Here is an 18,701-nt window from a genome sequence, read left to right on the forward strand (position 1 = left end):
TATCAGCGCGGGACGATCGCCGAGTCGCGGCGGGTGAACGCCCACCCCGGGTCGAGCATCATCATCGAGGCCACCAGCCCGCACACCATGGCAATCACCTGCAGCACCACGAAGATGCCGCTGCCCAGGGCAGAGAACAGGTCGCCGGAGTTGAAGTGGAGCAGGGTCTGCAGCGCCGGCGTGCCCGGAATCATCACCAGCAACGTCGGCACCAGCATGATCAACCGGGTCAGCCCGAACCAGCGGCCGACCATGTGGCACAGGATGCCCATCACCAGCGCCCCGACAAAGGTGGCGACGTGGTCCATCGCGCCGAGATCGATCAGGACGAGCCGGACGACGCTGCCGGCGATCGCGACCAGGCCCGAGCCGAGCGCCTCACGGGTGGGGGAGTTGAACATGACCGCCCACCCGAACACCGCCCCGAAGCTGGCCACCACGCGCAGCGTCCACAACCAGAACGGGTCGAGCAGCACCGGCGGCGGGTCGGTGGGGTCCAACCCGGCGATCGAGGCCACCATCCAGGCACCGATGCCGATGGACAACATCACCAGCGCCGCGTAGGTCATCCGTCCGATGCCGGCCTGCAGGTCGAGCCTGGCCAGGTCCAGGGCCCCGGTGAACAGGGGGAAGCCGGGCACCAGGAAGATGCTGGCGGCGATGAAGCCGGCCACCATCCGTGGCGTGTTCTCCAGGCTGAAGCCATGGGTGAACCAGGAGGCGGCCAGGTAGACCAGTGAGGCCACCACCGTCGAGGCGACCACCGAACCGAACAGGTTGAGCCGCCAGGCCAGCAGCCGTCGGTGCACCGCGAACGCGGCGATGGCGGCGATGAACACGGCCAGCAGTTCGCGCCAGTTGCTGCCGCTGAGGAATCCGACCGAGACGCAGGCGAAACCCACCGCCAGGGCCACCAGCCAGGTCGGGTGCAGCGCCGGCCGGGCCTCGATGGCGTTCAACCGGGCACTGACCTCATCGGCCGACATTCGCTCCGGCAGGCCGCGGGCGAAGTGCTGGATGGCGCGGATCCGGTCGGCGTTGACCCCCGGGGTGGTGATTTCGCCGGCCTGGGTGCGAAAGATCGACTGGCGATGGGTGGTGACCACGATGTTGGTGAACGAGATCTGGGCCTGCAGGTGGTCGATGTCCAGCGCCCGCGACAGCCGCAGCATGGCGGTGCGGACCCGCAGCGAACTGGTGCCGGCGCCAAGCATCAGGTTGCCGATGCGCAACACCAGGTTGGACTCGCGGATCAGTTCGCGGGGGACGTCGGGCGAGTTCTCGGCGCGGTCGTCAGGCTGGTCAGGGGTCGGCACATCGGTCACCCCCGGATTCTACGGCGAAGCGGCGGGGAGCCCCTCGTCGCCAGCCCGGCGGGCGAGCTGCTCGAGCATGTCCACGTAGGAGGACCACCCCTGGGCGTCCAACTCCGGCAAGTTGGATCCCTCCGGTCGGACGCCGGCCTGGCCATCGATCGACTCCCGCAGGATGTCGACCTGGCCGAGGTGGCGTGCGGTCTCGTCCAGCACGTGCACCAGCACCCAGAACATCTCGACCTGCTGGCCCCGCTCGCCCCACCACGGCACCCGGCCGGTGGCGGCCAGCCCGCGCCGCCGCACGCTCGCATCATCACGCTCCCAGGCCGTCCGGTACAGCCCGATGATGTCGGTCACCGACTCCTCGGCGGTGGCATACATGTCGGCGTTGGGCTCCTCGGAGTCATTCCACGGCATCGGGAAGGCTGGCGGGTCACCGAAGCAGACGCTGAGGTAGTCGTGCTCGACCGAGGCGACGTGCTTGACGATGCCCAGGACGTTCGACCCGGTGGGGGTCAAGGGACGCCTCGCGTCGTACTCGGACAGTCCTTCCAGCTTCCACAGCAGGGCGTCGCGCTTGGCCTGCAGGTAGCGCAGCAGCAGCTCGACCTGGCCGTCGTGGTCCATCGCCTGCCCCTACCCGGTGACCGCGCCGCGGGCGGCGGACTTCACCAGTTTCGAGTACTTGGCCAGCACGCCGCGGGTGTAGCGCGGGGGCAGCGGTTCCCAGCCCTGGCGGCGCGCTTCGAGGTCGGCCTCGTCGACCAGCAGGTCGAGGGTGCGTCCGGCGATGTCGACCCGCACCCGGTCACCGTCGCGGATGAAGGCGATCGGGCCGCCGTCGACGGCCTCGGGGGCAATGTGTCCGATGCACAGGCCCGTGGTGCCACCGGAGAACCGTCCGTCGGTCAGCAGCAGCACGTCCTTGCCCAACCCGGCCCCCTTGATGGCGGCGGTGATGGCCAGCATCTCGCGCATGCCCGGGCCACCCTTGGGGCCCTCGTAGCGAATCACCACGACGTCGCCGTGGTTGATCCCGCCCGCCTCCAGGGCCTCCATCGCTCCCGCCTCACGCTCGAAGACCCGCGCCGGGCCCTCGAAGACGTCGGCGTCGAAACCGGCCGACTTCACCACCGCACCGTCGGGGGCCAGCGAGCCGTGCAGGATCGTCAGCCCGCCGGTGGCATGGATGGGGTCGTCCAGACGGTGGATGACGGTGCCGTCGACCGGGTCGGGGTCCAGTTCGGCCAGGTTTTCGGCCAGGGTGCGGCCGGTCACAGTCAACGCGTCGCCGTGCAGCAGGCCCTCGTCCAGCATGGCCTTCATGATCACCGGGATGCCGCCGTGGATGTCGACGTCGTTCATCACGTACTTGCCGAAGGGCTTCATGTCGGCCAGGTGCGGCACCTTGTCACCGATGCGGTTGAAGTCGTGCAGGTCGAGGTCGACCTCGGCCTCGTGGGCAATGGCCAGCAGGTGCAGGACGACGTTGGTCGACCCGCCCAGCGCCATGGCCAGCGCGATCGCGTTCTCAAAGGCCTCGATGGTCAGGATGTCGCGGGTGGTGATGCCCAGGCGCAGCAGGTTGACCACGGCCTCACCGGAACGGTGGGCGAAGCCGTCGCGGCGCCGGTCGGCGCTGGGCGGTGCCGCCGAGCCGGGCAGGCTGAGCCCCAGCGCCTCGGCGACCGAGGCCATGGTGTTGGCGGTGTACATGCCGCCGCAGGCACCCTCGCCGGGCGCGAAGGCGCATTCGATGCGCTTCAGGTCGGCGGTGCTCATCCGCCCGGCCATGCAGGCCCCGACTCCCTCGAAGGAGTCGATGATGGTGATCTCCTTCTCGGTGCCGTCGCTGAGCTTCACGTGCCCGGGGGCAATGGACCCGGCATAGAGGAAGACGCTGGACAGGTCCAGGCGGGCGCTGGCCATCAGCATCCCCGGGATGGACTTGTCGCAGCCGGCCAGCAGCACCGAGCCGTCCAGCCGTTCGGCCATCATCACCGTCTCGACCGAGTCGGCGACCACCTCGCGCGAGACCAGCGAGAAGTGCATGCCCTCGTGACCCATCGAGATGCCGTCGGAGACCGAGATGGTGCCAAACTGCAGCGGGTAGCCGCTGCCGGCGTGCACCCCCTCCTTGGCACCTTGGGCCAGCCGGTCCAGGCTCAGGTTGCAGGGGGTGATCTCGTTCCAGCTGGACGCGATGCCGATCTGCGGCTTGTCCCAGTCCTGGTCGCCCATGCCCACCCCGCGCAGCATCCCCCGCGAGGTGGTGGCCTGGATGCCGTCGGTGACCACCCGGCTGCGGGGCTTGATGTCAATGCTGTCGCTGGCGTCGGTGCTCATTGCCCCAATCTAGTCGGGCCACCCGGGCGGGGGGACGAGTCGCGGCAGGACTTATTGACCGGCCCCGGGCGTTGTACCCACCGTGAGCGCCCGACCCGTCCTGCACCCCGATCGCGTCCTCGACAGCCTGGTCATCGGGGCCGGCCAGGCCGGATTGTCGGCCTCCCACCACCTGCTGCGCCTGGACATCGACCACGTGGTGCTGGACGCCAATGACGCGGCCGGTGGCGCCTGGCAGCACCGCTGGGATGCGCTGACCATGGCCGACGTTCACGGCGTGGCCGAGCTGCCGGGCACCGACAAAACCGCCACGACGCCCCGGGAGCGGGCCAATGTCGCGGTGCCGCGCTACTTCGGGGCCTACGAGACCGGGTTCGGGCTGCCGGTGGTGCGTCCCGCCACCGTGGTGGCCGTGACCCGCTCGGCCGACGGGTTCCTGGTCGAGGCGCGCCTGCCCAGCGGCCGGGTGCAGCTGCGCGCCCGCACCCTGGTCAATGCCACCGGCACCTGGACCAGGCCGTTCGTGCCCAGCTACCCGGGGCAGGCGAGCTTCGCCGGGACACAGCTGCACACCCGCGACTTCCCGGGCCCGGAGTTCTTCGAGGGACGCCGCACCGTGGTCGTCGGCGGCGGCGCCTCGGCCGTCCAGTTCCTCGGCCTGCTGGCTCCGCGCGTCGGCGCCGAGAACCTGGTCTGGACGACCCGACGCGAGCCCGTCTGGCTGGACCAGGAGTTCACCCCGGAACTCGGTTCCCGGGTGGTCGCCAAGGTCTCCGAACGGGCCCGGGCCGGGCTCCCGACCCGCTCGGTGGTCAGCTACACGGGCCTGTTCCTGCGCGAACAAGAGCAGCAGGCGGCCGCGCTGGGGGTTTACGCCGCCCGCCGGCCCATGTTCAGTCGGATCGAGCCCGACGGGGTGCGCTGGCACCAGCCCCGGCCGGGTGCCCCGGTGTTCGAGGCGGTGGACGTGATCCTGTGGGCCACCGGGTTCCGGGCGGCAGTCGACCACCTCGCGGGGCTGCGGCTGCGTTCGGCGCGCGGGGGCATCCAGTTGGCCGACGACGAGACCACCGCCGTCGCCGACCCGCGGGTGCAGTTGGTGGGCTACGGGCCCTCGGCGAGCACCATCGGGGCCAACCGGGCCGGACGACGGGCCGCGCTGGGCGTGCGGCGGGCCCTGCAGCAGGCAGACCTGCAGCAGCCGGACCAGCGCCGTCTCAGCGCCTGAACCGGCTGGTCAGGGAAGCCGCAGGTCACCGGGGTGGTGCAGCCGCCACCACAGGTGCCCGTAGCCGTCGACCGGGACGGTCAGCCGGCCACCCCGGCCCACCTGCAGCCGGGCGTCGGTCAACAACTCGCGGGCCTCGGTGCCCTCCTCGACGCCGTCCAGGGTGACGGTGATCTCGCAGGCCTCCGGCGACAGGTTGTGCACCAGCACCGTGCTCGCCCCGGCGTCGCCCGGACGGGTCCAGGTGCAGCGGTGGGCCAGGACGGAGGCGACATCGTGGGCCAGCACCTGGCTGGCACCCATGCCCACCTCGGGCGACTCCCGGTAGCGGCGGGCCAGCAGCGAGACGAAGTTCAGCAGCGAGTCCGGGTCCTTGCGCTGGGCGGCCACGTTGACGTGCGCCGGTCCGAAGGCGCCCTCGGTGACCGGGGCCGGCAACCGTGAGGCCCGCGCGGCCGAGAAGCCACCATTCTTCTCGTCGGTCCACTGCATCGGGGTGCGCACCGCCATCCGTCCGGGCACGGCCAGGTTCTCGCCCATGCCGATCTCCTCGCCGTAGAACAGCACGGGTGTGCCCGGCAGCGAGAACATCAGGGAGTAGATCATCCGCAGCCGACGAGGGTCGGCGTCCACCATCGGCGGCAGCCGGCGCCGCAGGCCCCGCCCGAAGAGTTGCATGTCGGGGTCGGGCCCGAACGCGGCGAAGACCTCCTGGCGTTCGTCCTCGCTGAGCTTGTCGAGGGTGAGTTCGTCGTGGTTGCGCACGAAACAGGCGAACTGGCTGTTGACGGGCAGGTCGGGACGTTGCTCCAGAGTCGCCCCGATCAGGGTGGCGTCGTTGCGGGCGAAGGCCAAGTACATCTGCTGCATCAGGACGAAGTCGAACTGCATGGTCAGTTCCTCACCGACGCCCTCGCTGCCGAAGAAGGCCAGCTGCTCCTGGTAGGGAATGTTCACCTCGCCGAGCAGGATGGCGTCGCCCCGACGGCGTCCCATGAACGCCTTGAGTTCCCGCAGGTGCTGGTGGGGGTCGCCGTAGCCCTCGGCGTCGGACTGACCGACCCCGCGGGCCGAGATCAGGTAGGGCACCGCGTCCACCCGGAAGCCGTCCAGGCCCAGTTCCATCCAGAACCCGATGATCTTGCGAATCTCGTCGCGCACCACCGGATTGGTCACGTTGAGGTCGGGCTGGTGCTTGTAGAAGTTGTGCAGGAACCACTCCTGGGTGCGCTCGTCGTACTCCCACAGCGAGTCCTCCTGGTCGGGGAAGACCACCTCGTGGGAGGTGTCCGGCGGCGGGGTGTCACGCCAGACGTAGAAGTCGCGGTACGGGTTGTCCTTGGACGAGCGGGCCGCCTTGAACCACGGGTGCTTCGCCGAGGTGTGGTTGACGACCAGGTCGGCGATGACCCGCATGCCGCGGTCCTTGGCGGTGCGGATCAACTCGACCAGGTCGCCGAAGCTGCCCAGCTTGGGGTCGACGCCGTAGAAGTCGGTGATGTCGTAGCCGTCGTCACGTTCGGCGGTGGGATAGAACGGCATCAGCCACAAACAGGTGACGCCCAGTTCGGCCAGGTAGTCGACGCGTGCCGACAGTCCGGTGAAGTCTCCGGTGCCGTCATTGTCGGCGTCGAAGAACGTCTCGACGTCCAGGCAGTAGACCACGGCGGTCTTCCACCACATGTCTGAGGTCTCGGTCATCCGCACGGTGGTGCTCCTTGGGGGTCAGGCGAGTTGGGGCAGGACCGTGGCGCCGAAGGCGTCCAGGAACGCGGACTGGTCGGTGCCGACGTGGTGCAGGTAGACGGTGCCGAAGCCGAGGTCGGCCAGGTCATGGATGCGCTGGGTGAGCAGGCCCAGGTCGCTGGAGACGAGCACCGCGCGTTGCACCTGGTCGAGGGTGACGCCCTCACGGCTGACCTCGTCAAGGCTGGCGCGGGTGAGGTCCCAGCAGGCCGGGACGCCGAACACGTTGGAACGCCACTGGTCCATGGCAATGGCCCGGGCCTCCTGTTCGGTGGGCGCCCAGGACAGGTGGATCTGCAGCACCTTGTGGTCGGCGCCGCCGGCCTCGTCCCAGGCGTCCAGCATGGCCCGCAGCGTGCTGGGGTCGGCGTTGATGGTGGCCAGCCCGTCAGCCCAGGCGGCGCCGCGGACGGCGGTGGGCACGCTCACGGCCGGCGCGATCAGCTGCGGTTTCGGGTCGGGGATCTCCCACAGCCTGGCCTCGTGGACCTCGACGAGTCCGTGGTGGGTGACGGTCTGGCCGTCCAGCAGCCGTGAGATCACCTGGACGCATTCCTCCAGGCGGCGCTGGCGGGTGTCCTTGTCGGGCCAGGGCTGGCCGGTGATGTGCTCGTTGGCGTACTCGCCCGACCCCAGCGCCGTCCAAAACCGCCCGGGGAACATTTGGCCCAGGGTGGCGATGGCATGGGCGACGATCGCGGGGTGGTAGCGCTGCCCGGGGGCGGTGACGGTGCCGAAGCTGAGGTTCGTGGTCGCCAGGGCGGCGCCGAGCCATGGCCAGGCCATCCCCGAGTGACCCTGGCGCTCGGACCACGGCTCGATGTGGTCGGAGCACATGGCCGCGGCGAAGCCAACCTGTTCGGCGCGCTGGACGTCGGCGAGCAGCTGTCGTGGCGACAGTTGCTCGTGGGAGGCGTGGAATCCGTACACGGTCATGTCCCCTGTCTACCGGGATCCTGGGCGATCGGCAGGCGTCGGGCGGGACCTCTTGATCTGGCGGGGTGTCGGGCGTACCCTTGTGTACAAGACCATACAAGTGTGTATCAGGGTATACAAGTGGATGGTTTCCGGAGGTGCAATGGTGCCCTCGACGTCCGAGTCGTGGGCCACCTCAGGAGAGGAGACTGCCATGCTCACCGTCAATCAGCCGCAGCACGCCAATGGGCGGCTGGGGCTGACCCTCACCCTCGGCGGGCTCGACCTGCAGCCGGGTCGAGGACACGAGGACGTCCTGCCCCGGGTCACGGGTCTGCCCCTGGGGTGCGAGGAGTTCGAGGTGCTGGCCTCGGGGGCGACCACCCTGATCGGCAGCGAACGCTTCCACGACGTGATCACCACCTTTGCGGTGCCCGCCGACGAGACCCCTGCCGGCTTCCGGGTCGAGGCCAGCCTGAGGGCCGGGGGTGTGCTCGAGATCGACCTGGTCCGCGACATCAGCTACGACAAGAACGGCGCAAAACGTCCGACCGGGGTCATCTTTTCTGCCGACACCGCCAACCCCTATGAACTCGCGCCGATCGCCCCACTACTGGGCAACCTCACCTGCAACCCCGGCATCGTCTATGACATGTTCATCAACAACCCCGAGGCGAACGTCGACCACAAGTTCTCGACCCTGGACGAGGTGATGACCGAGCTCGGGACGATCCTGGGGCCGGGCTGCGACATGTCGGTGGAACTGGAGAACCCGTTCGACCCCGACTTCGACAACATCCTGGCCGAGATCGAACCGATGGAGAAGATCCTGTCGAAGTACCGGCTGGTGGTGAAGGTGCCCCACACCGGACCGGTCAATTACGAGAACTACCACCAGCTGCTGGAGGGCGACAAGAGGCTGTCGACCCGGTACACCCAGGCGTCGACCAAGGACGCCCTGTGGGGCCACAACCTGGCCTTGAAGTTGCGTGAGCACGGCTACCGGGTCAACTTCACGCTGATGTTCGAGCCCTACCAGGCGGCGCTGGCGCTGCAGGCCAAGCCGGCCTTCATCAACAGTTTCGTCCGCCACCGCCTGAAGCAGTCCGAGAAGAGCGCGCAGTTGATTGCGGCCTACCGCCAGTCCGGCGACGTCACCCACCTGAAGAGCCTGCGCGACTTCCTGACGACCAACGACCACTTCGTCCAGGGTCAGGAGGGTGACCTGCTGGACGTGCTGGCCTACGCCGAGAACATGCTGCGCTACCGCCGTTTCGACGAGCACGAGGGCTCCGACGGGCTGGACTCCCTACGGCACAACCTGCGCCTGCTGAAGCACTGCAACCTGCCCGACACCCGCGTGATCGTGTGCAGCATGGAGGGTGACCAGAACTATCCCGACATTGACACCCTGACCGCCGATCCGGAGTTCGCCGACGTCATCGACCGCCTGGTGATCACCGCCGAACCCGGCTACCTGGCCAGGTTCACCTCGTCGGCCCACGTGGTCTCCTACCAGCGGCGCTTCATGGGTGCCGCGGCGACGGCGGTGCGCGCCTGACCAGCCGGGTCCTCAGTCGCGGACGCGGACGACGATCTTGCCGCGTCCGTGACCCTCCATGCTGGCCCGGAAGGCATCGGCTGCCCGGTCCAGGGGAAACGTCTGCGACACGGTCACCTTGACCTCGCCGCTCTCGGCCAGCGCGGCCAGGGCGGCCAGGTCCGCGGCGTCGGGGCGCACCCACATGTACAGCCCACCCAGTTCCTCGACGCTGTCGTCGACGATGGACCCGTGCCGGCCACCCGGCGCCAGGACAGCCATCGTGTCGGCCTCGGCACCGCCGACGTAGTCGACCACGACATCGACGCCGTCGGGAACCAGGTCACGCACCTGCGCGACCAGACCGGCACCGTAGCTGACCGGTTCGGCACCGATCTCGCGCAGGTAGTCGTGGTTCCTGGGCGAGGCGGTACCGATCACCCGAGCACCCCACGCCTTGGCGATCTGGACGGCGAAGGCACCCACACCACCGGCGGCGGCGTGCACCAGCACGGTCTCGCCCCGGCTGACGCCCAGCCGCTTGAGGGTCTGGTAGGCGCTCAGCCCGGCCAGCGGCAGCGAGGCGGCCTCGTCCCACCCCAGGGATGCGGGTTTGTGGGCTGCCGTGCGCACCGGCACGGTGATCTGCTCGGCAAAGGAGCCGCCGTGCACCCAGTCCTTGCGGCCGTAGGCGATCACCTCGTCGCCGACGGCGAACTCGGTGACGTCCAGCCCGACCGCCTCGACGACCCCGGACACGTCCCACCCGGGGATGGCGGGGAAGCTGACCTCGAGCAGGCTGTCCAGGTAGCCCGCGACGATCTTCCAGTCAACGGGATTGACCGACGCCGAATGCACCGCGATGCGGATTTCGGCGGGGCCAACCTTGGGTGCGGGCACCTCGGTCAGGGACAGGACTTCGGGGCCACCGTAGGTGGAGTACGTGATTGCCTTCATGGGCCAACACTAGGCCGGTGCAGCGCCCTTTTCGAGGGGCGGGCACCAGTAGTCTCGAGGGGCCCCACCACCGTTCGAAGGAAGACCACGTGAGCCGTCCGCCCGCAGCCCGTCCCCCTGCCTCCCAGCCCACCGCGTCCCAGCCGGTGCCCGCCGAGGCACGCTGATGCGCGCCGAGCACATCGAACACCTGGTCTCCCTGTCGCGTCCGGCGGTCCACCCCAGTGGTGACTGGGCCGTGGTCGCCTCGTCGCGGCCCGACCTGGCGGCCAACCGCGCCGTCGGTCAGTTGTGGCGGGTCCGGCTCGACACCGGCCGTGCCACCCGGCTGACCCGGGGCGTCGCCGACACCGCCCCGCAGTTGTCGCGCGACGGTCGCCTGATCGCCTTCGTGCGTGGTGACGCCGACGGCAAGGCGCAGGTCTTCGTCCTCGACGTCGAGGGCGGCGAGCCGGTGCAGGCCACCGACACCGACCAGGGAGTCGGCCAGTTCGCGCTGTCGCCGGACGGGTCGCGGATCGCCTTCACCAGCCAGGTCGTCGAGCACGGACGCTACGGCTCGGTCGAGGGCATCACCGCCCGGGACGAGTCGCCGCGCCTGATCGATGAACTGGCCTACCTCGGCAATGGCCAGGGCTACACCCGTGACCGCCACGCCCACGTCTTCGTCGCCGAAACCCCCGACCTGGCCGGCGAGCCCCACTACCCCCGGGCGGCGCACCCCGAGGACGGACGCGACGGTGCATCCCCGGTCACGCCCGTGCCCGTGGTGGCACCCGCCCGGCAGTTGAGCGCCGGAAACTTTGACCACGCCAGCCCGTCATGGACGCCCGACGGGGCCCGGGTGGTGGTCACGAGCGCCCGCCACGACTCCCGCGAGCAAGACCTGCTGCGCGCCGTGGTCGAGTTCGACGCCTCGGTCACCGAACATGAACCCCAGGTCGTCGTGCCCGCCGAGGCCGGCCTGGCGATCGACAGCGTGCTGGCCACCCGGGACGGCGGCTACGCGCTGCTCGCCCGCCACATGGGCGAGACCGGACGTGACTTCGTCGCCCGCAACGCGTCGCTCTACCTGGTGGAGTCGGCCGGTGCCGCACCGCGTCGGCTGACCGACGACGAGACCATTGACCTGGGCGAGGTCGGCAGCCACCTCACCGAGACCGAGGACGGGTTCCTGGTGCAGGTGCGCACCCGCGGCCGCGTCCAGTTGGCGCGGGTCGGTCCCGAGGGGAGTCTGAAAGAACTCACCAGCGGTGACGTGGAGGTCCTGTCCCACGGCATCGGCGGCGGGCGCATCGTGGCCGTGGTCGGCAACCCGACCTCCTATGCCGAGGTGGCGCTGGTGGAGGACGGCCGGGCCCGCATCCTGACGTCCTTCGGGGCAGCCCTGGCCGGGACCGGCCTGGCGGCACCCACCGAACACGTCTTCACCACCAGCGACGGCGGCGAGGTGCACGGCTGGGTGTGGGCACCGGAAGGTCCGGGGCCGCACCCGGTGCTGCTCAACATCCACGGCGGACCCTTCGCGCAGTACGGGGTGCGGGTCTTCGACGAGGCGCAGGTCGCCGTCGAGGCGGGCTATGCCGTGGTGCAGTGCAATCCGCGGGGCTCGGCGGGCTACGGCCAGCAGCACGGCCTGGCGATCAAAGAGGCGATGGGCACCGTTGACGCGAGCGACGTGCTGGAGTTCCTGGAAGGAGCCCTGGCGGCGCACCCCGAACTGGACGCGCAGCGGTTGGGCATCATGGGCGGGTCCTATGGCGGCTACCTGACCGCGTGGACCATCGCCCACGACCACCGCTTCGCGGCAGCCATCGTCGAGCGGGGATTCCTCGACCCGGACACGTTCATCGGCACCAGCGACATTGGCTGGTACTTCAGCACCGCCTACACCGGCGAGGATGCCGCCGGCCGGTTGGCGCAGAGCCCGATGGCCGTCGTCGGTCAGGTCAGTACCCCCACCCTGGTGGTGCACTCCGAGGAGGACTACCGCTGCCCCCTCGAGCAGGCCCAGCGCTACTTCTCGGCGTTGAAGCGTCAGGGCGTCGAGACACAGTTGCTGGTCTTTCCCGGTGAGAACCATGAACTCACCCGTGGCGGCAGCCCCCGGCATCGCCTCGAACGCTTCCAGCACGTGCTGGACTGGTGGGGCAAGCACCTGCCCGTCGAAGGATCCGACAGCCCGTCCTAGGAGCTGTGGGTCGGCGCTGCTTTGTGTATTGCGCTCTTGGTACAAGGTCCGTAGTCTTGTATCAAGAGCGCGGTACACCAGTGCCGCCGAAGCGAGGAGACGGTCATGGCAATAGGCGTCCTCGGCATCCTGGTGCCGGTTCTGGTGTGTGTCCTGCTGTGCGTGCTGGTGGCGCGCGCCGTCTCCCGGGTGGGTGCTCCCCTCAGACTTGGTCCCCGGCGACGATTCCTGCTCGGCGCGCTGGTGGCGGGACTGGTGGTGGGCATCGTGTTGTTCGTCCTGGGCGGCACCGTGTTCCTCTCGACGCTGGGCCTGGTCCAGATGCTCGCCCCCGGGGTGGGTGCGCTGGTCGTCCTGGTCGCCGTCATCGCGTCTCCCGGCTCGGGCGGTGCTGGCTCGCCCCGCGGCCAGGCCGAACTGTCGCGGCGCGGGTGGGCCAGCCTGGGGCCGGCCTGGCTCTACGCGGCGCCCGCCGCCGCCGCGGCCCTGATGATCTCGGCGATCGTCTTCTTCGGGGCCAGCTCCAGCGCCGACGAACAGGGTCGACAGCGCACCATCACCGTCGATGCCGGCATCGTGGGCGCCTCGTCCAGCCCCTACCCCGGCTGGTACTACGGGCTGCCGGCCCTGGTCCTGGCGCTAGTGCTGCTGGCGGCGACCGTGCTGGCCCTGGCCCGGGTTGCCCATCACCCGCTGCGCGGCACCGCGGACGAACGTGAGGCAGCGCGCGGCTGGCGCGCCGGCCTGGCGCGGGTGGTCATGGCCGTCGGCACCGGCAGCTTCCTGCTCTATTCCGGCGGGATGACCCTGATGGCGGGCATCACCACGTCGTCGGTGACCGGGGGTGAGGTGCTCATCGAGGACGGCCAGCCCTACGGGTGGGACGTGCCGGCGCTGGACGCACTCGGCGCGATGGAGGTCGCCGTCGGTCTGTGCGCCATCGTGGTGGGGCTGTTCCTGTGCGCGACCGCCCTCGTCACGGCGGCCCGACGATGAGCGTCAGCATTCGCCTGGACGAGGACAGCCCGACCCCGACCTCCGAGCAGATCCGCCAACAGCTTCGGGCCCACATCCAGGCCGGGGCGCTGACCGAGCAGGCGCGACTTCCCTCGGTGCGCCAGCTCGCCGGCGACCTCGACGTGGCGCCCGGCACGGTGGCCAAGGCCTACGCCGCGCTGGAGGCGGACGGCCTGGTCACGACCTCACGCAGCCGCGGCACCCGGGTGGCCGCCGGCCAGGCGGTTCCCGACCTCGTCCACCGCGCGGCGCTGGCCTACGTGGCGGCCGTCCGGTCGTCCGGGGTCGACCTGCAGGAGGCGACGGCGGCGGTGGCCCGGGCGTGGGCAGAGAAGGGACCTGAGGTCGATCGTTGACAGGGTGCGATGGGCCACATTCTGTGCGATCGGTGGTATTGGCGGCCCATTGTCGTCAGGATGGGAAGAGCAGCGACAAGGACGTCGCTCCCGTTGAGAGGTGAGCCATGCGCAAGGTGTATCTGGGTATCGATCTGGGAACCGGCGGCTGCCGGGCCGGCATCTATGACGACGCAGGCAAGCCGTTGGCCTTCCACGATTCGCCGTTGAAGTCCTACTACCCGCGTTCCGGCTGGGTGGAACAGGACGTGGACGAGTGGTGCGAGGCACTGGTCGGCGCGGTGCGAGGAGCCATGCAGAAGTCAGGCGCGAGTGCCGACGACGTGGACGGCATCGGCTATGACGCCACCTCGGCCACGCTGGTGGCCCTCGACCGAAACCTGCGACCGCTGCGACCGGCAATCATGTGGGCCGACGTCCGGGCCAGCGACCAGGCCGAGCGTGCCGCCACCATCGACCACTGGGCCAGGCTCTACAACGGCGGTGGAGAGGATGCGCCGTCGGCCGAATGGTTCCTGTACAAGGCCGTCTGGGTCAAGGAGCAGGAACACCAGATCTGGAAGGACAGCAGGTGGTTGCTGGATGCCCCGGACTGGATGGGACTGAAGTTGACCGGTGAGGCGGTGATCAACATCACCTCGGCCGCCCTGAAGATGCACCACAACAACGACCACGGCGGTTTCCCGCGCGACTTCTATGAGTCGGTGGGCGCCGACGGACTGATGGACAAGATGCCCAGCAGGGTGGCCCCGCTGGGCGAACGGCTCGGCGGTTTGACCGCCGAGGTGGCCACCGAACTCGGGCTGCGGCAGGGTATTCCCGTCGCCGTGGGCACCATCGACGCCGAGGCCGGGATGATTGGCATGGACGTGATGGCCCCGGGCAAGATGGCGTTGATCACTGGTTCCAGCAACCCCCTGCTCGCCCAGAGCGCCACGCCGATGTATGCCAAGGGGCTGGTAGGCGCCCACACCGACGCGCTGATCCCGGGCCAGTACACCGTCGAGGCCTCGCAATCGGCCACCGGTTCGGTGATGCGGTGGTTCCTGCAGATGTCGGCCCAAGACCTGCTGGAGGCCCACAAGAACGGCGGCCCCTCCGCCTGGGACGTGCTGAACGAGGCGTCCAAGGACATCCCGCCCGGATCCGAGGGACTGATCGTCACCGAGTACTTCCAGGGCAACCGCAGCCCCTACAGCGACGCGAAGGTGCGGGGAACCTTCACGGGCCTGGACCTCCACCACCGCCGTGAACACCTGTACCGGGCGATCCAGGAGGCGACCTGCTACGGGTTGGAACTCAATCTGCGGACCCTGCGCGAACACGGCCTGCAGCCCGACTCGATCATCGCCTGCGGCGGTGCCCTGTCGAGCCCGCCGTGGATGCAGATGCACGCCGACGTCACCGGCGTCGACATCGTCATCACCGAGGTGCAGGACGGCCCGACGCTGGGCTCGGCGATGATGGGTGCGGTCGCCGCCGGACGCTTCGCCGACCTGCACGAGGCCGCCGAGGCGATGGTGCACCAGGCCCAGGTGATCACCCCCGCCCCGGACCGCCACCAGGAGTACCAGTTCTGGGTCGACCAGTACGCCCAGATCTATCCAGCACTGCGCGACATCCAGCACGCCGTCTACGACCGCGTCCAGCACTGAGCGAGGGAGAAGCCCATGAGCGACGCCGTCAACACGGCTCTGGAACACGCCGAGACCACCCGCGTGGTCGAGGTCGGCCGCGGAGTGCTGAGCACAGCAGGCCGGATCATCAACGACCTGTTGACCAGCGAGGGCAGGCCCGGGATGCTGGTCGCGGACGAGCGCACCTGGCAGGCCGCCGGTGCCGCTGTCACCCGGTCGTTGGAGGGGGTCGGTGCGCAGATGGCCGATCCGATGGTCTTCCCCGGCGAGCCGACGCTCTACGCCTCCTACGACCATGCCGAAGCGATCCGTGAACGCCTGCGCGCTGCCGATGCGGTGGGCATCGCCATCGGGTCGGGGACCCTCAACGACCTGGTCAAACTCGCCTCCGGTGAACTGGATCGTCCCTACGCCGTGGTCGGGACGGCCGCCTCCATGGACGGCTACACCGGCTTCGGGGCGCCGATGACCCGTGACGGGCTGAAGATTACGATGCCGTGCCCGGCGCCGAGGGTGGTCATTTTCGATCTGGACGTGGCGGCCGCCGCCCCGACGTCGATGGCGGCGTCCGGTTACGGGGACCTGTCGGCCAAGATCCCGGCCGGCGCGGACTGGATCCTGGCCGATGCCGTGGGTGTGGAACCCATCAACCCGCTGGCCTGGGAACTGGTCCAGAGTGGTGTCCGCGAGGCGCTCTCACGTCCCAGGGATCTCGCTGCCGGTGTCCCGGAGGCCTATGAGGGGCTGTGCAACGGGCTGGTGCTGTCGGGGTTGGCCATGCAGGTCGCCCGGGGCACCCGTCCGGCGTCGGGCGCCGAACACTACTTCAGCCACCTGTGGGAACTCGACCACCTGGGCGCCGACCTGGACCCGCCGCTGAGCCACGGGGCCAAGGTGGCGATCGGGACGCTGGCAATGACGGCCTTCTACGAGCAGTTCCTGCAGCGCGACCTCGGCGCACTCGACCTGGACGATGTGGTGGCTCGCTGGCCGTCCTGGTCAGAGGTCGAAACCGACATCCGCGCCACCATGCAGGGGGCACTCATCGACAAGGGCCTGAATGAGACCAGGGAGAAGTACGTCGATGCCGATGGCCTGCGTGAACGGCTGGGACGACTGATCCAGTCCTGGCCGGGGACGCGAGCACGACTGCAAGAACAGTTACTGCCGGCACGTCAGTTGCAGGGGATGCTCGTCGAGGCCGGGGCGCCGTCGCGGCCCGAGGACATCGGTTTGACGGCCGAGGCGGTGCAGCAGACCTTCCCCCGGGCGATGTACTACCGCTCGCGATACACGGTGCTCGACGTTGCCCGCGAGATCGGCTGGTTCGGTGAACTCGTGGACGAGGTCTTCGCACCCGGCGGCCTCTGGACCTGAGTCCTGGGGGTCAACCTACTCGCGGCACTCGGCGCGCCGGCGCGTCAGGAAGGCCTGCTCGCCCGCATTCCCGCTCAGCGCGATCGCCCGGTCGTAGGCGCTGCGGGCCTCGGCGCTGCGACCCATCCGCCGCAGCAGGTCGGCCCGGGTGGCGTGAAAGGGGTGGTAGCCCGCCAGGTCGCCGGTGAGGCGGTCCACCTCGGCCAGGGCCGTGGCGGGGCCGTCCACCTCGGCGACGGCGACGGCCCGGTTGAGCCGCACGATCGGGGACGGGTCGAGGGCCGCGAGCCGGTCGTAGAGAACCAGAATCTGGGCCCAGTCGGTGGCATCGGCCGTGGCGGCAGCGGTGTGCACGGCGCTGATCGCGGCCAACAGTTGGTAGCGTCCGGGCGCGGCACCGCCGGCGGCGACGATCGCGATCCGCTCCCGGACCAGGGCGTGGCCCTCCTCCATCAGGCGAGCGTCCCAAGTGCTGCGATCCTGCTCGGCCAGGGTGACCAGTTCCCCGGTGGCGGCGATGCGGGCACCGCGTCGGGCCTCGGCCAGCAGCATCAAGGCCAGCAGCCCCGTCACCTCACCGTCGCCCGGCAGCAGGCCGCGCAGCAGCCGACCCAGGCGGATCGCCTCCTGGCACAGGTCGGCGCGCACCGGTTCATCGCCGCTGCTGGCGAGGTAGCCCTCGTTGAAGATGAGGTACACCACGGCCAGCACGCCACCGACCCGCTCGGCCACGTCGGCGCTCGACGGTACCCGGTAGGGGATGTGGACGTCGCGGATCTTGGCCTTGGCACGGGTCAGGCGTTGGGCCATGGTCGACTCCTGGACGAGGAAGGCGCGCGCGATCTCGGCCACGCTGAGCCCGCCGAGCAACCGCAGGGTGAGTGCCACCCGGGCCTCGAGGGACAGGGCGGGGTGGCAGCAGGTGAAGACCAGTCGCAGCCGGTCGTCGGTGATCGGGCCCTCAGCTGGGGCGGGGGAGTCGTCGGTGAGCATGTGGGCCGCCCGCTGCTTGGTGGTGCGATGGGATTCCCGGCGCAGGCGGTCGATCGCCTTGCGGGTGGCGGTCGTGGTCAGCCACCCCCCGGGGTTGGGCGGCACGCCGTCGCGGGGCCAGCGCTCGGCGGCGCTGGCGAATGCCTCGGCCGCGGACTCCTCGGCCACGTCAATGTCGCCGAAGCGGCGGACGAGCCCGGCCACCATCCGCGCCCATTCCTGCTGGTGGGCGCGGATGATGGCCTGGTCGGCGGGGGAGTCGGTCACGGCTCCAGCAGGCGAGCGATGGACTCCTCTGTCTGGAACGGCCGGACCTCGACGGCAGATCCGCAGGCGTGGGAGGCGTCGGCGGCCAGCCGCAGGGCCTCATCCAGGTCGGCGGCCTCGATCACCCAGAAGCCACCCAGATGTTCCTTTGACTCCAGGTAGGGCCCGTCGGTGACGACGGGGGTGTCGCCCCGGCCGTCGACGGTGGTGGCGTCCAGGGCGGTGGTCAGGCCGTCGGCAAAGACGAAGTGGCCGGAATCCATCAGCCGTTGGTTGAAGGCACCGGTGTCGGCGAACGATTGCAGCATCGCCTCCCTGGAGGGGTGGTCACCGAACTGGGTACGAGGTTCGGCGCCGAAGACGGACAAAAGGTAGCGGGCCATGTCATTCATCTCCCGTGGACTGTGGTTGTGGGGACTGGGGTTGTGGGGTGGTGTGGAAGGGGGCAGGAAACCGGTGCAGTTCCTGGGGCCAGTCGAGGGCAACGGCGAGTCGGCCGGCCCAGTAGCGGGCGGTGGCATCGTCGGGGGCCTCGATCACGGTGAAGCCGCCGAGGTGCTCCTTGGTCTCGACGAAGGGGCCGTCGGTGAAGACCGGGTCGCCGTCGCGGGCGACGACGCTGCACACGGTGGTGCTGGCGTCCAGGCCGCCGTCGCCGAAGACGAAGACGCCGGCCGCCGTCATCTCGTCCAGGACGGCCCGGCCGGCGACGGACTTGGCCAGCAGCTGTTCGTGGGTGTGTTCGGCAACCCACTCGTCGTTGAAGGAAATCAGGTAGGTGGTCATGGGCGAGTGTCCTTTCTCTCTACCTACAC

At 69.6% G+C, this 18,701-nt stretch carries 16 protein-coding genes; 7 read left to right on the forward strand and 9 right to left on the reverse strand.

The window, feature by feature from the left end:
* Window positions 1-2: 2 nt before the first annotated feature.
* From IPV09_RS04420 to ilvD, 3 genes are read right to left on the reverse strand one after another with little or no spacing between them, the layout of a single operon-like run.
* Window positions 3-1,325 (reverse strand): threonine/serine exporter family protein, encoded by a 1,323-nt coding sequence (locus IPV09_RS04420; protein ID WP_207473961.1) that lies wholly within the window; start codon window positions 1,323-1,325, stop codon window positions 3-5.
* Between the two features lie 9 nt (window positions 1,326-1,334).
* Window positions 1,335-1,943, reverse strand: a complete 609-nt coding sequence (locus tag IPV09_RS04425; RefSeq protein WP_207473962.1) for a DinB family protein — start codon at window positions 1,941-1,943, stop codon at window positions 1,335-1,337.
* A 9-nt stretch (window positions 1,944-1,952) separates the two neighbouring features.
* Window positions 1,953-3,662, reverse strand: a complete 1,710-nt coding sequence (gene ilvD, locus IPV09_RS04430) for a dihydroxy-acid dehydratase (RefSeq protein ID WP_207473963.1) — start codon at window positions 3,660-3,662, stop codon at window positions 1,953-1,955.
* Window positions 3,663-3,744: 82 nt separating this feature from the next.
* On the opposite strand from ilvD, the gene IPV09_RS04435 reads away from it, so the two are divergent.
* Complete coding sequence (locus IPV09_RS04435; RefSeq protein ID WP_370590218.1) at window positions 3,745-4,890, forward strand: NAD(P)-binding domain-containing protein; 1,146 nt, start codon at window positions 3,745-3,747, stop codon at window positions 4,888-4,890.
* A gap of 9 nt (window positions 4,891-4,899) precedes the next feature.
* Here the strand turns inward: IPV09_RS04435 and IPV09_RS04440 are convergent, their stop codons facing one another.
* Together IPV09_RS04440 and IPV09_RS04445 are read right to left on the reverse strand one after the other, a co-directional pair.
* On the reverse strand, window positions 4,900-6,591 hold the full coding sequence (locus IPV09_RS04440) for an alpha-amylase family protein (protein ID WP_242681225.1): 1,692 nt from the start codon (window positions 6,589-6,591) through the stop codon (window positions 4,900-4,902).
* 24 nt (window positions 6,592-6,615) lie between these two features.
* Window positions 6,616-7,572 (reverse strand): TIGR03885 family FMN-dependent LLM class oxidoreductase, encoded by a 957-nt coding sequence (locus IPV09_RS04445; RefSeq protein WP_207473965.1) that lies wholly within the window; start codon window positions 7,570-7,572, stop codon window positions 6,616-6,618.
* 193 nt (window positions 7,573-7,765) lie between these two features.
* Here IPV09_RS04445 and IPV09_RS04450 point away from each other — a divergent pair, with 193 nt between their 5' ends.
* Entirely contained in the window at window positions 7,766-9,112 is a 1,347-nt protein-coding gene (locus IPV09_RS04450) for a transaldolase family protein (protein ID WP_207473966.1), read from the forward strand.
* 12 nt (window positions 9,113-9,124) lie between these two features.
* Here the strand turns inward: IPV09_RS04450 and IPV09_RS04455 are convergent, their stop codons facing one another.
* Complete coding sequence (locus IPV09_RS04455; RefSeq protein WP_207473968.1) at window positions 9,125-10,048, reverse strand: NADP-dependent oxidoreductase; 924 nt, start codon at window positions 10,046-10,048, stop codon at window positions 9,125-9,127.
* Window positions 10,049-10,214: 166 nt separating this feature from the next.
* On the opposite strand from IPV09_RS04455, the gene IPV09_RS04460 reads away from it, so the two are divergent.
* The 5 genes from IPV09_RS04460 to IPV09_RS04480 all read left to right on the forward strand — a co-directional run bounded on the left by IPV09_RS04460 (window position 10,215) and on the right by IPV09_RS04480 (window position 16,626).
* Window positions 10,215-12,239: a S9 family peptidase gene (locus tag IPV09_RS04460; RefSeq protein WP_207473970.1), complete on the forward strand. Its 2,025-nt coding sequence runs from the start codon at window positions 10,215-10,217 to the stop codon at window positions 12,237-12,239.
* A 105-nt stretch (window positions 12,240-12,344) separates the two neighbouring features.
* The gene (locus IPV09_RS04465; protein WP_207473972.1) at window positions 12,345-13,235 is read left to right on the forward strand and encodes a hypothetical protein; all 891 of its coding nucleotides are present in this window, start codon (window positions 12,345-12,347) and stop codon (window positions 13,233-13,235) included.
* Entirely contained in the window at window positions 13,232-13,612 is a 381-nt protein-coding gene (locus IPV09_RS04470; RefSeq protein WP_207473973.1) for a GntR family transcriptional regulator, read from the forward strand. Before IPV09_RS04465 ends, IPV09_RS04470 begins: the two co-directional genes overlap by 4 nt.
* Before the next feature lie 107 nt (window positions 13,613-13,719).
* Window positions 13,720-15,267, forward strand: a complete 1,548-nt coding sequence (locus IPV09_RS04475; RefSeq protein WP_207473975.1) for a ribulokinase — start codon at window positions 13,720-13,722, stop codon at window positions 15,265-15,267.
* Between the two features lie 15 nt (window positions 15,268-15,282).
* Window positions 15,283-16,626 (forward strand): sn-glycerol-1-phosphate dehydrogenase, encoded by a 1,344-nt coding sequence (locus tag IPV09_RS04480; protein ID WP_207473976.1) that lies wholly within the window; start codon window positions 15,283-15,285, stop codon window positions 16,624-16,626.
* A 15-nt stretch (window positions 16,627-16,641) separates the two neighbouring features.
* On the opposite strand, the gene IPV09_RS04485 is transcribed toward IPV09_RS04480, so the two are convergent.
* From IPV09_RS04485 to IPV09_RS04495, 3 genes are read right to left on the reverse strand one after another with little or no spacing between them, the layout of a single operon-like run.
* Complete coding sequence (locus tag IPV09_RS04485) at window positions 16,642-17,826, reverse strand: RNA polymerase sigma factor (RefSeq protein ID WP_207474034.1); 1,185 nt, start codon at window positions 17,824-17,826, stop codon at window positions 16,642-16,644.
* Between the two features lie 56 nt (window positions 17,827-17,882).
* Window positions 17,883-18,269 (reverse strand): YciI family protein, encoded by a 387-nt coding sequence (locus IPV09_RS04490; protein WP_207473978.1) that lies wholly within the window; start codon window positions 18,267-18,269, stop codon window positions 17,883-17,885.
* Between the two features lies 1 nt (window position 18,270).
* Window positions 18,271-18,672 (reverse strand): YciI family protein, encoded by a 402-nt coding sequence (locus tag IPV09_RS04495; RefSeq protein WP_207473980.1) that lies wholly within the window; start codon window positions 18,670-18,672, stop codon window positions 18,271-18,273.
* Window positions 18,673-18,701 lie beyond the last annotated feature (29 nt).

Source organism: Tessaracoccus sp. SD287 (genome assembly GCF_017355265.1).
In the GTDB taxonomy this organism is placed as follows: Bacteria; Actinomycetota; Actinomycetes; order Propionibacteriales; family Propionibacteriaceae; genus Aestuariimicrobium.

Coding starts and splice junctions, on each gene's coding strand:
- IPV09_RS04480 (WP_207473976.1), top strand. CDS start 15,283: ATGAGCGACGCCGTCAACACGGCTCTGGAACACGCCGAGACCACCCGC.
- IPV09_RS04450 (WP_207473966.1), top strand. CDS start 7,766: ATGCTCACCGTCAATCAGCCGCAGCACGCCAATGGGCGGCTGGGGCTG.
- ilvD (WP_207473963.1), bottom strand. CDS start 3,662: ATGAGCACCGACGCCAGCGACAGCATTGACATCAAGCCCCGCAGCCGG.
- IPV09_RS04460 (WP_207473970.1), top strand. CDS start 10,215: ATGCGCGCCGAGCACATCGAACACCTGGTCTCCCTGTCGCGTCCGGCG.
- IPV09_RS04455 (WP_207473968.1), bottom strand. CDS start 10,048: ATGAAGGCAATCACGTACTCCACCTACGGTGGCCCCGAAGTCCTGTCC.
- IPV09_RS04495 (WP_207473980.1), bottom strand. CDS start 18,672: ATGACCACCTACCTGATTTCCTTCAACGACGAGTGGGTTGCCGAACAC.
- IPV09_RS04425 (WP_207473962.1), bottom strand. CDS start 1,943: ATGGACCACGACGGCCAGGTCGAGCTGCTGCTGCGCTACCTGCAGGCC.
- IPV09_RS04475 (WP_207473975.1), top strand. CDS start 13,720: ATGCGCAAGGTGTATCTGGGTATCGATCTGGGAACCGGCGGCTGCCGG.
- IPV09_RS04490 (WP_207473978.1), bottom strand. CDS start 18,269: ATGGCCCGCTACCTTTTGTCCGTCTTCGGCGCCGAACCTCGTACCCAG.
- IPV09_RS04445 (WP_207473965.1), bottom strand. CDS start 7,572: ATGACCGTGTACGGATTCCACGCCTCCCACGAGCAACTGTCGCCACGA.
- IPV09_RS04465 (WP_207473972.1), top strand. CDS start 12,345: ATGGCAATAGGCGTCCTCGGCATCCTGGTGCCGGTTCTGGTGTGTGTC.
- IPV09_RS04440 (WP_242681225.1), bottom strand. CDS start 6,591: ATGACCGAGACCTCAGACATGTGGTGGAAGACCGCCGTGGTCTACTGC.
- IPV09_RS04470 (WP_207473973.1), top strand. CDS start 13,232: ATGAGCGTCAGCATTCGCCTGGACGAGGACAGCCCGACCCCGACCTCC.
- IPV09_RS04485 (WP_207474034.1), bottom strand. CDS start 17,826: ATGGTGGCCGGGCTCGTCCGCCGCTTCGGCGACATTGACGTGGCCGAG.